Source organism: Nocardiopsis sp. EMB25 (assembly GCF_026797795.1).
In the GTDB taxonomy this organism is placed as follows: Bacteria; Actinomycetota; Actinomycetes; order Streptosporangiales; family Streptosporangiaceae; genus Nocardiopsis; species Nocardiopsis lucentensis.
Map to the genome: position 1 here is coordinate 25,106 of NZ_JAMTDN010000002.1, position 14,046 is coordinate 39,151.

Annotated in this window: 19 protein-coding genes; 5 read left to right on the forward strand and 14 right to left on the reverse strand. The window is 70.0% G+C overall.

What is annotated here, in order from left to right; genetic code table 11:
- Positions 1-16: 16 nt before the first annotated feature.
- The 13 genes from KIK06_RS29110 to KIK06_RS29170 all read right to left on the reverse strand — a co-directional run bounded on the left by KIK06_RS29110 (position 17) and on the right by KIK06_RS29170 (position 7,333).
- Positions 17-1,762, reverse strand: a complete 1,746-nt coding sequence (locus tag KIK06_RS29110; protein WP_268646393.1) for a hypothetical protein — start codon at positions 1,760-1,762, stop codon at positions 17-19.
- 13 nt (positions 1,763-1,775) lie between these two features.
- A complete protein-coding gene (locus KIK06_RS29115; protein ID WP_268646395.1) occupies positions 1,776-1,964 on the reverse strand; it encodes a hypothetical protein in 189 nt (62 codons plus the stop codon).
- 61 nt (positions 1,965-2,025) lie between these two features.
- Positions 2,026-2,319 carry a hypothetical protein gene (locus tag KIK06_RS29120; protein ID WP_268646398.1) on the reverse strand — a complete coding sequence of 98 codons (294 nt, stop codon included), beginning with the start codon at positions 2,317-2,319 and terminating at the stop codon, positions 2,026-2,028.
- A gap of 202 nt (positions 2,320-2,521) precedes the next feature.
- Positions 2,522-4,249 (reverse strand): hypothetical protein, encoded by a 1,728-nt coding sequence (locus KIK06_RS29125; protein WP_268646401.1) that lies wholly within the window; start codon positions 4,247-4,249, stop codon positions 2,522-2,524.
- A gap of 187 nt (positions 4,250-4,436) precedes the next feature.
- Positions 4,437-4,562 (reverse strand): hypothetical protein, encoded by a 126-nt coding sequence (locus KIK06_RS29130; RefSeq protein ID WP_268646404.1) that lies wholly within the window; start codon positions 4,560-4,562, stop codon positions 4,437-4,439.
- Positions 4,562-4,894 (reverse strand): hypothetical protein, encoded by a 333-nt coding sequence (locus KIK06_RS29135; protein ID WP_268646409.1) that lies wholly within the window; start codon positions 4,892-4,894, stop codon positions 4,562-4,564. Before KIK06_RS29135 ends, KIK06_RS29130 begins: the two co-directional genes overlap by 1 nt.
- 78 nt (positions 4,895-4,972) lie before the next feature.
- A complete protein-coding gene (locus KIK06_RS29140; protein ID WP_268646411.1) occupies positions 4,973-5,176 on the reverse strand; it encodes a hypothetical protein in 204 nt (67 codons plus the stop codon).
- Between the two features lie 93 nt (positions 5,177-5,269).
- Complete coding sequence (locus KIK06_RS29145; protein ID WP_268646413.1) at positions 5,270-5,881, reverse strand: hypothetical protein; 612 nt, start codon at positions 5,879-5,881, stop codon at positions 5,270-5,272.
- Entirely contained in the window at positions 5,878-6,168 is a 291-nt protein-coding gene (locus KIK06_RS29150) for a hypothetical protein (protein ID WP_268646415.1), read from the reverse strand. Before KIK06_RS29150 ends, KIK06_RS29145 begins: the two co-directional genes overlap by 4 nt.
- Positions 6,169-6,196: 28 nt before the next feature.
- Positions 6,197-6,331, reverse strand: coding sequence for a hypothetical protein (locus KIK06_RS29155; RefSeq protein ID WP_268646417.1), 135 nt, complete (start codon positions 6,329-6,331; stop codon positions 6,197-6,199).
- Positions 6,328-6,543 carry a hypothetical protein gene (locus KIK06_RS29160; protein WP_268646420.1) on the reverse strand — a complete coding sequence of 72 codons (216 nt, stop codon included), beginning with the start codon at positions 6,541-6,543 and terminating at the stop codon, positions 6,328-6,330. Before KIK06_RS29160 ends, KIK06_RS29155 begins: the two co-directional genes overlap by 4 nt.
- On the reverse strand, positions 6,540-6,749 hold the full coding sequence (locus tag KIK06_RS29165) for a hypothetical protein (RefSeq protein ID WP_268646422.1): 210 nt from the start codon (positions 6,747-6,749) through the stop codon (positions 6,540-6,542). Before KIK06_RS29165 ends, KIK06_RS29160 begins: the two co-directional genes overlap by 4 nt.
- A gap of 32 nt (positions 6,750-6,781) precedes the next feature.
- Positions 6,782-7,333 (reverse strand): hypothetical protein, encoded by a 552-nt coding sequence (locus tag KIK06_RS29170; protein WP_268646424.1) that lies wholly within the window; start codon positions 7,331-7,333, stop codon positions 6,782-6,784.
- 126 nt (positions 7,334-7,459) lie between these two features.
- Between KIK06_RS29170 and KIK06_RS29175 the strand changes: the two genes are divergently transcribed.
- The 5 genes from KIK06_RS29175 to KIK06_RS29195 all read left to right on the forward strand — a co-directional run bounded on the left by KIK06_RS29175 (position 7,460) and on the right by KIK06_RS29195 (position 13,245).
- Positions 7,460-8,212, forward strand: a complete 753-nt coding sequence (locus KIK06_RS29175) for a GntR family transcriptional regulator (protein ID WP_268646426.1) — start codon at positions 7,460-7,462, stop codon at positions 8,210-8,212.
- A 117-nt stretch (positions 8,213-8,329) separates the two neighbouring features.
- Positions 8,330-9,550 (forward strand): XRE family transcriptional regulator, encoded by a 1,221-nt coding sequence (locus tag KIK06_RS29180; RefSeq protein ID WP_268646429.1) that lies wholly within the window; start codon positions 8,330-8,332, stop codon positions 9,548-9,550.
- A 354-nt stretch (positions 9,551-9,904) separates the two neighbouring features.
- Complete coding sequence (locus KIK06_RS29185; protein WP_268646431.1) at positions 9,905-11,218, forward strand: hypothetical protein; 1,314 nt, start codon at positions 9,905-9,907, stop codon at positions 11,216-11,218.
- A gap of 155 nt (positions 11,219-11,373) precedes the next feature.
- A complete protein-coding gene (locus KIK06_RS29190; protein WP_268646433.1) occupies positions 11,374-12,747 on the forward strand; it encodes a replicative DNA helicase in 1,374 nt (457 codons plus the stop codon).
- 72 nt (positions 12,748-12,819) lie between these two features.
- Positions 12,820-13,245 carry a hypothetical protein gene (locus KIK06_RS29195; RefSeq protein ID WP_268646436.1) on the forward strand — a complete coding sequence of 142 codons (426 nt, stop codon included), beginning with the start codon at positions 12,820-12,822 and terminating at the stop codon, positions 13,243-13,245.
- Between the two features lie 357 nt (positions 13,246-13,602).
- On the opposite strand, the gene KIK06_RS29200 is transcribed toward KIK06_RS29195, so the two are convergent.
- Positions 13,603-13,983 carry a hypothetical protein gene (locus KIK06_RS29200; protein ID WP_268646439.1) on the reverse strand — a complete coding sequence of 127 codons (381 nt, stop codon included), beginning with the start codon at positions 13,981-13,983 and terminating at the stop codon, positions 13,603-13,605.
- Positions 13,984-14,046 lie beyond the last annotated feature (63 nt).

Genomic DNA, 14,046 nt, shown 5'->3' on the forward strand with positions numbered 1-14,046 from the left:
GCTGTTCAGACGGGGTTTAGTCCTGGGCGTTGAGGTCCCAGCGGTGCTCGTTGCGGCGCGGGGCCTCCAGACGCGCCAGCTCGTCGGAGTGCGCGGCCCTGAACAGGCCGGGCATCTCGTCGGCGACCTCGGCCGCGCCGTGGGTGGCGTCGCCGATGACGCCGAAGAACTCCAGGACGCTGCCGTCGAGCGGCTGCTCTTCGGTGGCTGAATCGCGCAGGGCCTGCATGCCGTCAGCGACGGCCAAAAGCGAGGGGCCCAACTCCTTGAGGCACTGCTCGAACGTGAGCATGCCGACATCGGCCATCCCCAGCCCCTGGAGGGCTTCCTTCATTTCCTGTGCGGCGTCCTTCAGACGCTGTACCTCAGTAGCCAACGGTGCTTCTCCTTCTCCAACGGTGAGGGCCAGGACGGCGCGTCCGGCCAGTGCGAGCGGCCCCTCACCCCCGGGGACGGGGGCGGCGGTGCCGATGATGCGCCCCGTCAACACGCGGGGCTGGCTCTTCTTGGTGTTGGCGCCCAGGGCGCCGATGGACGCGGCGGCGGTCCACAACTGCCACCCGCGCAACGGCCCGTAGCGGGGGTCGGAGGCGCGGTTGAGCAGGGACGACCACCAGCGCGAGAACAGGTCACGGGTGCCCCGCCACCAGCCACGCAGCCGAAGCGACCATCTGCGGTTGCGCAGGTAGGACCTCAGGCGCTGAGAGCGGCCCCGCAGATGGGTGCGGGTCCACCGCCAACCGAACCGGGCGCGAGCCCGGACCCGGCGGGTGCGCGGGTGCTGCCACCCGGACCGGATGCGTTTGCGCACCTTGCGGGTGCGGGGGTGGTTCCACCCAGCGCGGACCCGCTGCCGCAACCGGCCACGACCTCGACCTCGGCCCTGGCTGGTGGACATGGGCGGGTCGATGATCGACGTCGACCGACCCCGGCCCCGCGCGCGGCGAGCGGTGCGTCCGGCGGCCCCGCCGAACAACCCACCCCGGCCAGTCCCGGAGCGTCGTCCGGGGGCCGACCGTGAGGCCGGGCCACCGAACAGTCCGCCCCGGGAAGCACCGGCGCGGCGCCCGGCCGAGCCCCGCGCCGAACCACCGCCGCCAGGACCGAACAGGCCCCCGGCGGCCCCGCGACGACCACCCCCGGTCCGAGGGCCGGTCAGCCCACCGCCGCCAGGGCGAGAGCCGCCGCGCCCGAACGGGGAGGCCCCCCGACCAGCCGCGCCGCGTCCGGTTCCGGTACGGCCCCGGCCCGCCAGGCCGCCGGAGGCGGAGCGGTGACGGCCCGCCACCGCGCCCCGCCCAGCACCAGCTCCGGCACGACCACCAGTTCCGGCGGCGCGCGCGGCGCCACGCCGGGCCGCCCGGCCACCTACCCCACCGGCGGCGGAGCCGAAGAACCGGCCCCGCCCCTGGGCGGTGCGGCCCGCACCGGCACGCCCGGCCTGGGCGGCGGCGCGGCGCTGCTGGGAGCGGCGCATCCCGTAGGCGACTCCGGCGACCGTCGCGACACTCGCGGCGGCCACCAGCCCGGCCGCCCCGGTCGCGGCGTAGATCCCCGACCCGGCGGTGGCCAGCGTGGACGCGCCGGTCTCCAGCAGCGGCGGCAACGGCGGCGGACCACCGTCATCCTCCTGGTCCTGGTTCTCGTCGGTGGCCGGGGCGGGCTGGTCGTCGACCAGTGGCGCGGTGGCCTCGTCGTCGGAGGGCAGCGGCTGGGCGTCGGGAACCTCCGCAACGTCCGCCTCGTAGGTGTCCGTAGACATGCATCCCTCCAGGTCAGAGCAGGTTGTTCAGGGTCGGGGTGATCGCGGTCGCGAACCGGCCGAGTGCGTCGGCGCCCTCGCCGATCAGGCCGAACGCGCCGTTGATCAGTCCGGCGACGGACTCGGGGGCGCGGAAGAACCACAGGACGAAGATCAACAGCACGCACAGGGGGATGAGGCGGGCGAAGAAGTTGCGGATCATGACGACTCCTCACAGGCGGTGGGGCGGAAGCGGAACGGGATGGTGTTCGGGTGGCCCGTCATCAGGCCGCCTCCAGGTCCTCGAACCCGGGCAGGGGCATCTGGTCCAGGCACAGCGCGCAGTGGTCGTGCCAGCGGGTGCGGTGCTTGAGGGGCTCGCGGCACTGCTTCGACTCGGGCGGCGCGACGGCGGCCTTGTGGTCCTCGGCGGCGTTCGTGGCATCGAGGAAGCTGTAGTGCGCCGTCGCGGCGGTGGTGCCGCACGCGCACTGCACGCGCCACACGAGGGCTTCCCCCTCGGGGGTGTCCTCGACGTCGGCCCGGCCCACGTGGGGCCGGTGTCGGATGTAGGGCATCGGTGTCTCCTTCCTGGTCACGGTGGGTGGGCAGGGGCAGGGCGGGCTCGCACGCGCGGACACTGCGGGTCTCGCGGTTCTGGCCTCGCCGAAGAAGCCGGAGTGGTGCGTACACCCACCCCGCGCGCTGGGGTCGGGGTGGGTGTGCGCACCCGCCGGAGCGGGGCGCCCGTCTCCGCAGTGGTGGAAACGGGGCGAAGAGCTACTGCTCGGGGGCGTAGACCTGGTGGCCGTCAGCGGCCAGGCGCTCGCGGGCGGCCTTGGCCTCGGGGCGGGACATGTGCAGGTCACGTGCCATGGCGCGGGTCTCGACGTCGGGCCCCTTGTGCTCGATGTAGGCGGCGACCCGGTCGCGGATGCGCTGGTACATCTGCTCGGCGGTCACGCCCTGGTCGCGCAGGTAGCCACGGATCGTGCGCTTGTCGCGGCCCATCTGGTAGGCGATCTCCGGGGCGCACCAGCCCTGCTCCCACAGCACGAGCGCGTCGGCGCGGCGCTGGTCGACGGCCTCGGCCACGGCCCGGGTCGCCGGAGCGGTCGGAACGTCGTCCTCGCGTTTGGCCTGGTCAGACTCGGCAGAACCGTCCGTGTCCTCCTCGGAGGGCTTCTCAGGCTGTTTCCGCAGGTCAGACTCGGCAGAACCGTCATCGTCACCGTTGTCGCCGCCGGTGAGTTCCCGCAGGTCAGACCGAGCAGAACCGTCTTCGATCGCGGGGTCGGCCGGAGCGGGCTCCGAGATGAGCTCCGAAACGTCGTTGGGCAGCGGCGAGATGGCGGTCTCCATGTCCGCGATCACGTCGACCACCCGCCGTCGGGTGTCCTCGTGGGCGAGCAGCGCCTCCAACACCGTCGACAGCCCCCGCTCCCCGACCGGGGCCGCCGCCTCGACGTGCTCCTGGCGGCCGCCGTCGTCGGGCTGCTGCCAGGGGATGTCGGCGCCGGAGGCGACCCTCCGTCGCTCGGCCAGGGCGTCCACGACCCCCGGGGAGGCCATGTTCGCGGAGATGACCGCGCTGGACTGGAGGCTGTAGGCCCACCCCAGCAGCGCGGAGGCGGACGCGATGACCGCGCCCACGGCTCCGAGCACACCCCACAGACCCACCCCCACCCACAGGGCACCCCAGACGTTGACCAGCACGCTGAACGCCAGCAGCCCGATCACGACCCGCTTGGCCAGGGTGCGCGCCCAGCCCGGCAGGGACGCCATCGGGTCCACCCGCACCGTCGTGCCGTCCTCTTCCTGGATCGCGACGTCGGCACGGTTGAGCCGCTGCAACAGCCCCTGCGACCAGATGACGAAGCTGGCCAGGGTGGTGGAGGGGACCTCCACGATCGCGGCCGCGGCGATCGCTCCCGCCCAGGCGGCGCTGGTGCCACCCTCGATGGCGTGGGCGATCCCCACAGCCGACAGCACCGACCCGGCCCCGCCGAACAGCAGGAACCCGGCCACGACCTTCTCCTGGAGGCGCGCGAGCTTGGTCGCCGCGGTCGCGGGACGGGTCTCGTCCAAGGCGCCCTCGATCGCGGCCACGTCCTTGGCGGCATGGTCGGCGTCGGCGATACCGCGCTGCACGTGGCGGCGAGTGCGCTCCTCGCGGGCCCGCGCCCAGGTGGCCTCGGTGTCGACCTCGCGGCGCAGCCGGTCGTAGTCGCGGTTGACCTCCAGCTCGCGGACCTCGCGGCGGCGGGTCAGCTCCAGGGCGTGCACCCGCTGGCGTTCGGTGTCGGCGTGGGCGAGCAGCGCGGGGTCGGTGTCGGCCGTCTGGAGGTGGGCGACGTCCACCCCTGCGAGCCGGTCGGCCAGGGCGGCGTGCTCCTCGCGGGCCGCCACCGCCCGCTCCAACGGCGAACGCGTCTTCCCGGCCGGGCCCGAGACGGGGGCGGGGGCCGGCGGGGTCTCCTCCTGGGTCTTCCTCTTCTTCCAGCGCATGCTGGAACTCCTCTCGTGATACGAATCAGGGGAGGCACCCGCCAAGCTCCTATTGGCGGGTGCCTCACTGTGTCGGGGTCGATGCTGGTCAGTGCCCCTGGATGAACATGTAGATCGACAGGGCGGCCACGATCGGGGCCAGGACGAACAGGCCGAAAGCGGAGATGGCGCGCTCGAAGTCCATGGGTCACTTCCTCCGGTCGGCGCCGGTCATCAGGTGACGGCCGCCGGTCAGGGCCAGCAGGACGGTCACCACCAGGGCGAGCACGATGGCTCCGGGGAGCATCCACACGAGGGTCATCACGAAGGCCATCACGCCGCCTCCTGCCCGGCCTGGGCGGTCAGGGCCTGGTCGACGATCCCCGGGAGCAGGTGCTCGGGGAGCGGCTCACCGATCCGGTTGAACACGCCCTGGTAATCGGTGACCAGGGCGGCGATCCGCTCGCGCTCGGCGGCGGTGACGTGGACCTGGACCTTGTGGGCGGCCGCGTCCAGGTCGGCGACGGTGCGGGAGTCACGGACGATCTCCCACCCGCACCAGCAGGTGCGCCACACGCCGGAGACGGCGGCGGTGCCGGAGGCCGGGGCGGTGTCGACGGCGGCCAGGATCGGGCGGGCAGGGCGGATACTGTCGGGCGTGCGCATGCTGTTTCCCTTCGCAGGTGAGGTGTGCGAGAGCCCCGTCCGGCGGTCTCCGGGCGGGGCTCGTTCTCGGGAGCTGGGTCAGATACGGACCTGGAGGGTGACCTGGTCGGTCGTCTTCATGTCCGGGGCCTGGTGGTGGCCGATGTCGGACCAGTGCACCCAGATCCGCACCTGGTCGCCGTCGACCTTGACGTCGGTGACGCGGCCGGGCGTTTCGGCGGTGGACAGGATGGTCATCCCGGGCTTGAGGTCTCGGGCGTCGATGGTGCGCGTGACGGGCACGGTGTCTCCTTCGCAGGTGGTGGTGTGGACCCTGGTGGTCCCCCGGACCCCACCGGGACGGGCTGGTGGGGACGGGCACCCCAGGGGGTGGGGTCATGCGGCCGTTCGACGGGCGCGTTTGGCCTGGCGGTAGATGGAGTCCAGCTCTTCGTGGGTGACGCCGTAGCGGCCGATGAGGACGTCGACCTCGGAGGTGTAGGCGAACCCGGTGTTGGTGTTCACCGGACGTCCATCGACCCGCCAGTCCCCTTCACCGAACCCGCTGGCGTAGACATAGGTGACCTCGACGTCGAACGACTCCAGGGGCAGTGCCATCAGGGCCTGGGCCAGCTGCGCGCGACCGTTGGAGGTGTCATGGCTCGGGGCGCGCCAGGCACCCCCGAGCGCGTGTTCGGCGGCCCGTCGGCGGCGTGCCTCCAGCACCGCCCGGCGGGCGGTGTCGGCCTCTTCCAGGTCGTTGACCCGGCACTGGAGTTCGTGGATCTCAGCGCGCAGGTCGGCCTCGCGGTCGGCGGCGTCGGACAGCTTCTCGCGCAGCAGCTCGGCCTCCCCCTTGGCGTCCCAGCGCTCGGCGTCGGCGCGGTCGCGGGCGGAGGTCAGATCCGTGACCACCAGGGTGTGGTCGATCGCCCTGTTCTGAGCCTCGCGCAGCTCGTCCTCCAGGGCGCGGATCTGGGTGGTGCAGTCACGGTGCAGCCAGCTCATCGGGCGACCGCCTCTCCGGGCAGGGACACGGTCACGTAGCCCAGGACCACGCGGCGAGCCGGGCGGCTGTCGGACCGGGCACGCGCGTACAGGACACCGTCCGGGTTGTCGGGGTGGACGTCGATGTCGATCTCGGTGGTGGGGGCCAGGTGGCGGGCGGCGTAGCGGGTGATCTGGGATTCGAAGTCCCAGAGTTCGTCAGCGGTGACCGTGAGCGGGGGGACGTCGACGGCCAGGCCGATCCGGTCGAAGGCGATCTGGCGGGTGAACTCGGGTTCGTGTGGCATGCGGGTTCCTCTCGTGTGGGTGTGCTGGTCAGCGCTGGTCGAAGGTGCTGCCGGTGGCGGTTTCGATGTCGTCGTGGATCAGGTCGGCGACCTGGTCGACGGCGGCGCGGATCCCGTCGGGGTGACCGGCGAGGTCGATGTCGGCGAGCGCGTCGGTGATCACGGGTGCCTTTCGTGTGGGTGGGCGCGCTGGGGCGTGATCGGGGTGAGCAGAGCGTCCGTGTCGCGGGGTGCGAGCCCTGCCAGGTGCACCCCGCAGGTGTAGGCGTCGAGCGGCTGTCGTCCGCGCTGTCGCCACGAGAGCTGCCAGGTGGCGGGGTTGGCGCACCGGCCGCACTGGGGGCCGGTGCTGGTGGTGCCGTCGCGGTAGATCACTGGTCCAGTCCCAGTACGGCGGCCGCGGTGGGGTGCACCTGGATGGTCTGGATCTCGTAGCTGACGTCGTCGCGGCTCTCGAACTCCTCGCGGGTCTGCATGAGCAGGCTGGCCTGTTCCTCGTGGGTGAGCGCTCCGGCGATCTCCCAGGTCTCCTCCGCGTCCGAGGTGCGGATGAGCAGGTGTACCTGAGTGGGTTCGGGCACGGGTGTCCCCTTCTCGTGTGGGTGTGTGCTGGTCAGGCGGCGACTGCGGTCTCGACCTGGGCCGCGAGCACCTGGTCGCGGGTGCGCGGGGTGATCTCCAGGACGTTGAGCAGGAGTTCGCGTCCTTCGGCGGGGGTGGACCAGGCGGCGGTGAGCCGGGCGGCCGCGTCGGGGTCGGCCAGGACCTCGGCGAGGTCGGCGTGCACGTGGGCGGCCAGCTCGGCGGCGGCCTGGAGGTCGTCCTCCTGGTCCTGGTCGTCGTCGTGCGGGTGGTGCGGAGCGATCCGGTTGAGGTCGTCGGGCGCGGTGTTCTCGCCGTAGACGACGACCTCGGGGTCGTACTCCGCCCGGGGGTTGGTCGGGGCGGGGGTCTCGGCCTCGGCTCGGGAGCCGGACCAGATCTCCGCGACAGCCTCGCGGTAGCCGGCGGTGCGCATCAGCTCGTAGGCGGACCGGCCAGTGATGGCCTCGATGGCGTGAGCGATGTCCCAGTCGGCGCGGGTGGTGCCGCCGTGGGTCGCGACCCGAACGACGTCGGCGCGGGTGGCGCCGGTGGCCTCCATGACCTGCGCGATCCGAGACATCACACTCCTCCTTCAGCCCCTCTTGAGCGACCTAGCGCCTCTCGATAGAGATACTATCTCTCTTGAGTGATACTATGTCAAGCAGGTTACTATAGGGGGTTCCGACGAAGGGAAGATCCGACCGACATGACCAGCCGATACAGAGAAGTCGCCGAGGAGATTCGTGCGCGGATTGACTCTGGTGCCTACGCACGCGGGGAGCGCCTTCCACCGCAAAAGACGCTCGCTGACGAGTTCGGCGTCAGTCAGCCGGTAGTACAGCGAGCCGTGATGGCGCTGCGCACCGAAGGGCTTGTGCGCATCGAGAGGGGGACTGGCACGGTGGTGCACGAGATCAAGCCGATCGTGAGAAATGCGACGGCGAGGTACACAAAGACCGCGCGTGAACAGGGTCAGTCGCGTGGAGCGTTCTCGACGGAAGTGCGTTCCTTGGGCCACAACCCACAGAGCGAGCTGGTGCAACTGGGGCCGACAACCCCACCCCAGGAGATCGCTGAGATCTTCCAGTTCGGTCGAGATGACATCGCTGCCATCCGCCACCGGCACATGAAGGCAGACGACACACCTGTCCAGATCGCGACGTCCTACGTGCCGTGGGCGATTGCCAAGGACACGGCCATCACCCAGGAGGACACGGGCCCAGGGGGTACGTACTCCCGCCTGGAGGACTTGGGATACCGAGTCGTGCGCTTTACGGAGCGGATCCGCACTCGGCCGCCGTCGGAGGAAGAAGCCGCCTTCTTGCGTTTGGGAGAAGACCAGCAGGTCTACTCCGTGCTGCACATCGCCTACACCGAAGACGACAGGCCGGTCGAGGTCACACAGCACGTCATGCCAACGTTCCAGTGGGTGCTGGAATACGAGTGGGCAGCGGATTGATCGCATGACTTCACCGTGGCCAAGACACCTCTGAGCTGCGAGAGGCATCTGGGGGGCTCCAACGTGCCCCCCAGATGCCACCTAGACGAAGCCGTGCGGAGTCAGGAGCGTGAAGGCATGACTGGGATGGCGCCCTGGGCGCGCAGGATGAAAAAGGAACGCGAGCTCCGTAGCTGGACACAGCGCGACTGTGTCGAGCGGCTGCGGTACCAGACCACGCGTGAACTGCCGCCGCTGCACACGATGCTCGACCAGTGGAAACGCTGGGAAGGCGGGCGGGTGCTCCCGTCTCCGGAGTACCAGCGCATGATCGCGAGCCTCTTCGGGAGCGTGTCGGGCGCCTTCTTCGCGGCCCCTCGCAGCCCACAGGAGATCCTGGCGACCGCCGCACCGGATGCGGACACGCCCGATCTACTCGCCCGGCTGCGCCGGTCCGCCGTAGACCAGGCCACCCTGGAGTCCCTGCGACTCACCGTGGATCGGCTCTGCACGGACTACCCCGTGGTCAACGCCCACCAGCTCCTCACCGAAGGGCAGGCCTGGCTCGCACGGCTCGCGGACCTATTGGACATGCGCGTCAGCCTCGCGCAACACCGCGAGATTTTGTCCATGGCAGGGATGCTCGCGCTCCTGGTGGGCTGCCTCGAACAGGACATCGGCTGCAACCCCGCCGCTGAGAGCACGCGCCGGTCGGCCCTGACCTTGGGCACGGAGGCCAACGACACGAACATCGTCGGCTGGGCCCACGAAATGACCTGCTGGTTCGCCCTCACCCGGGGCGACTACCGCACGGTCCTGACCGCAGCGGAGGCGGGCATCGACGCGGCCGGCGACCAGTCGGTCAGCGTGCAGCTCCACGCCCAGGCCGCGAAAGCCTGGTCCTGGATCGGCGACAGGGGCCGGGTGGAAGTCGCTCTCGACAAGGGGCGCCAGCTCCTGGAGGCCATCCCGCCACCGACGGACCCAACCCACCACTTCCAGGTCGACCCCGCCAAGTGGGACTTCTACAGCATGGATGTCCTGCGTCGCGTGGGAGAGGACAAGCTCGCCGACGGCCTGGCGGACGAGGTGCTCTCCAAGTCTCAAGACTGGAGCGGCAAGGTCATCTCGCCGATGCGCGCCGCCGAAGCGCTGGTGACCAAGGGGGTCGTGGCCGCGCGCTCCGGCGACTTGGACGCGGCGATCGCGCACGGCCGCCAGGCCCTGGACGGCGACCGGCAGTCGTTGCCGTCTCTGGTCATGGTCGGCAAGGAGCTGGGCGAGGTGCTGGTAACCCGCTACGGCGACGCACCAGAAACCCAGGAGTACATCGAGGAGATGCGAACCCTCGCATCATGACTACTCACGGAGCTTGCCCGGACGGTCCCGGAAACTGTCCGGGTTTTTCACGGCATCGAGTGTGACTGGAGCGTACACAGACACAAACGACGCCCACGTATCGCGGTGTCACCTAGTAAGGTCGATGCGACCGACGAGGATTCACCACCCCGTCGACTTCCAGAAATGACGAAGGCCCGGGAACCAGCCGGGCCTCGTCGAAAGATCAGATGAGCTGGCTGTCCACCACGACAGCAAGCTGCGCTCACCCCAATATCTACCACCGGCCACTGTAGCCGACCGGGGGCGAAGTGGGCACCTTTTGGGTACCCCGAGTGCCGCTACCTGCGTGTGGGCTGCCTAGAAAGAGCCCCCATGAGCATCGAGGCCTACGCCTACGTGCGCCGCCTCACCTTCGGCAAGAACCCCGGCCGCAAGCTGGTCCTGGGCAACCTCGCCGACACCGTCGATGACGACACCAAGTCCTGGGCCATCAAGCCCGCCGTGCTCGCGGTGGACTCCGAGATGGAGACCCGCCAGGCCCAGAACCACCTCAAGGCGCTCTCCGAGGACGGCTACCTCTCCGTCCTGGAACGCTTCAACGACCAGGGAAAACAGACTGTCAGCCGCCTGCGCCTCCACGGCCCCTGGGACCTGTGGGGCGGCACCGGCCAGCCCTTCTCCGAGACCGAGCGGCCGAAGAAGGACCGCCGCCTGGACACCCACACCGCCCAGGAACTCTCCCAGGAGACCCGCATCGAACTCCGGCGCCGCCTCCAGGAGCTGGTCGATCGCGAGGGCTTCTTCGCCGACGGCCGACCGCGGGCCCGCTGGCGGCTCGGTTCCCGCGCCCACTCGATCGTGTGCTGGTACGGGCTTGGCAACACCGTGCTCCACGATGGCCAGGCCGCGACGGTCGTGGCCATCACCGACCGGGACGGCAAGAAGAAGGCCTCGCTGCGGGTGCGTCTGGACTACGGCGACGGCCCTGCCGAGACGTGGGTTCCGGTCGAGAACCTGACCGAGCCCTCTCAGGAAAACCCCAGTTCATCAGGGGTGCACTCCAGTACACCCACCCCCAATCTAGGGGTGCAGCCCAGTGCACCCCATGGGGTGCAGCCCAGTGCACTCCATGGGGTGCAGCCCAGTGCACCCCTTCCTCATCAGTACTCACCAGCTCCTCGTCATCAGGCGGCACAGCCCTCCATGAACGGCTCACGCGTAACTGGGTCTAGGCACGAGGAAGACGAGAAGCCTTCGGCCCAGAAGAACGGCGAGACCGCCATCGAAATCGTCATGCGTCGCACTGGCGCTACGGGCGACGAAGCCCAGGAGCTCGTTGACGCTCTGGTGGCGAGTGCCCTCAGGCGTGGCCGTCCGATCGAATCTCTGGGTTCTTACGTCAACGGATTCCGCCTGGAGGACCTGACCCACCGTCTCGGTGAAATCCGCCGTCAGCGTGCGCCTCAGCCTCACGCAGAGGCATCTGGAGGCGGGCGGGCCTCGGTGTGCTCACTCCACGCCCCGAATCCAGTGCCGTGCGCGGCGTGCCCAAGCGACCTCGTCGTCGGTGGGACTGCGGCCCAGGCCGTGGTGGACCTGTACCTGTCCCTGGGGGCCGAAGCCGCCACACTCCGCCCGGACCTAGCCCGCCACCCCAAGATCGCGGCCCTGGCCACCACCGGCTGAACACGTCAACGTGACGACCCCGCGCATCGACCTGTAGTCGAACACAGGTGACGTGCGTCTTCGCCTGCTTCGTCCTGCATAACGAAGGGGCGGCGAACCCCTGGCTACCAACCGGTTCTCGCCGCCCCTGCCCACCCTCAGATGGAGGTTCCAGTATGTCCGACCACACCCCCGCTTCCCACAACGCCGAACGCGAGCTCCCGCACGACATCGACGCGGAGAAGGCCACCATCGGGGCCGCGCTGCTCGATGAACGCAACCAGGTCATCGGCCAGATCCTGGAGATCGCCCCGCCGGAGTTCTTCTACCGGCCCGCGCACGGCGAGATCCTCTCGGTCATCCGCGAGCTGGCCGACCAGGGCGAGCCACACGACGCGATCGCGGTCAACAGCGTGCTGCTCGCTCGGGGCCGGTCCCTCGCGGTGGGCGGCGCCCCCTACCTGCACACCCTGACCGAGTCCGTCCCGGTGCACCTGAACGGACCCTTCCACGCCCGCCGGGTCGCCGAGACCCACACCCGCCGCCAGATCATCGCGGCCGGCACCCGCATGGCCCAGATCGGCTTCGACGGCGACGGCGAGATCGACGACCTCCTCGCGCACGCCGTCGCGGCCCCGGACACCATCACCACCGGACCGACCCGGCCGGACACCGTCAAGGGGCTGGCGGCCGGGTTCATGGAGCACATGGACGGCCTGGACCAGGGGCGCCCGGAGGTGCCCACAATCCCAGTGCCCTTCGCCGACCTCCAGACGCTGCTCGGAGGCGGCCTGTGCCCGGGACAGCTCGTCACGATCGGCGCGCTGAGCGGGCACGGCAAGACCGTCCTGGGCCTGGACCTGGCCCGCCACGCGGCGAAGGCCGGGACCCGGGTCCTGGTGCACTCCCTGGAGATGCCGCACGAACAGCTCCAGGAGCGCATCACCTCGGCCGAGACCTCGATCGTCTCCCACCGGCTGCGGGTCAGCCCCGAGCCAGCCACGTTCAGCGAGGACGAGATGGCCCGGCTGGCCGAGTACGCCTCCCGCGTGCACTCCATGGACCTGATCATCGACGACGCCTCAGAGGTGTCGCTGGCCACGGTCCGGGCGCGGGTGGCGTCCATGGAACGGCGTGGGGAGAAGCCGGAGCTGGTGGTGGTCGACTACCTCCAGTTGATGCAGACCACCAAGGAGGACCGACGGGACCTGGAACTGGGCCGGATCACCCGCGGGTTGAAGCTGTTGGCCAAGGACAAGCAGGTGTGCGTGGTCCTGCTGGCGCAGATCAGCAAGGACGTCGCGACCAGGCCAGACAAGGAGGACGGCCGCTCCAAGGCCCGCCTGGAGGACTTCCGCGAGTCGGCGGCGATCGGTCACGACTCGGACGTGGCGATCATGATCGAGAACCACAACATCCTCGACCCGGAGGGGCCGTTGGCGGGCACAGCCACGTTGCACGTGGTCAAGCAGCGCATGGGCTCTCCGGGGCCGGTTCAGGTGGCGGCGCAGTTCCACTACTCGCGCTTCACCGACCTCCCCCAAGGGTGAACAGGCAGGAACGCCAGGGGCTGTGCCCGAACCGGGTGCGGCCCCACCCCCTGGCCTGATAAAGCAGGATTCATGCTCGAAGACGAACCTGTGGTCACCCACATCAGCATCGACTCGGGCGGCGGCTACACCGTCGGCCGACGAGGACGACAGGAAAGCCTGGAGTCGTTCTCCACCTACCACCGGGGCTGGACCCGCGGCTACACCCTCACCGCGCCCCCCGAGTCGTGCGAGTACGTACTCCAGTTCCCCTACGGGAACCCGGCCGGGCACGACCACACCCTCAACCGCGTCGCCCGACAGATGGTGATCGAGCTGGGGGCAGGCGACCCCGGCGAACTCCACGGCATCGTGGACTTCACCGCTCAACGGGCCCCGTTCGATCCCATGAGGCGCGATGAGGTGTATCGGCTCAAGCGGGTCTACCGGTCGGTGTGCGACAGGCTGGGCATCTCCACCAGCATCGATCCCGACGCCGACCTGTGGCCGATGGCCTGAACCGGTGGATGCATGAACGGCCCCGGACCAGCGCGTTGCTGGTGCGGGGCACCTCCCGCACGGCCCTGCACGGGGCCGGGGTGGGCGGGCGCGCACTGCACGGGTGTGCAGTGACGGACAGTCACCGAAGCCGGGCGGTCGTGTCCGCATCCTGGAACGCGCACGTATTAGGATGTGGGATCGGACCGCGTCGCGTCGGCGCGGGACCCCCACCACCGCGCGCCGGAAATGTCCGCTTCCTGACCCCCGATAAGTGAACCTTCTCGGGGGTCGGAGAATCCGGCGTCTATCGGTCGGCCAGTGTCTCCAGATTTACAACGTAAAGGTAAAGGGAGGGCAAAGTCCGGTCGCTCTCGGTCACCACACGAGGTCGTCATCCGGGTGCGGCGTCTGGTCGTGGTCGTACTTGCGCCCGTAGGGGTTGCGCTCGCCGTAGCGGTCGTCGGCCTCGGTGAGGTCGAAGGACTCCTCCCATTCCAGGGTGGGCGGCCAGTTCTGGGGCGGGCCGCCTCGTAGTCGGCCGGGCCACTCGGGGCGGGCGACCTGCTGGGCGTGGATGTAGGGCTGGGCGTCGTCGTTGCGGCGCACGAAGCCCTCGTCGTAGACCAGGAAGTGGCCGCGGTCGTCGCGGTCCTCGCGGATCTCCTCGGGCAGGGTGACGACCCGGGTCACCTCATCGGTGTCGTCGTCCATCTCGACCATGACCGGCATGACGTACCGGACCCAGTACTTGGCCACCTGTGCTCCTCGCCGTGGGGTTCTGGGTCACCGTAGCGGTGTGGGCGCCCCGGCGGGGCCATG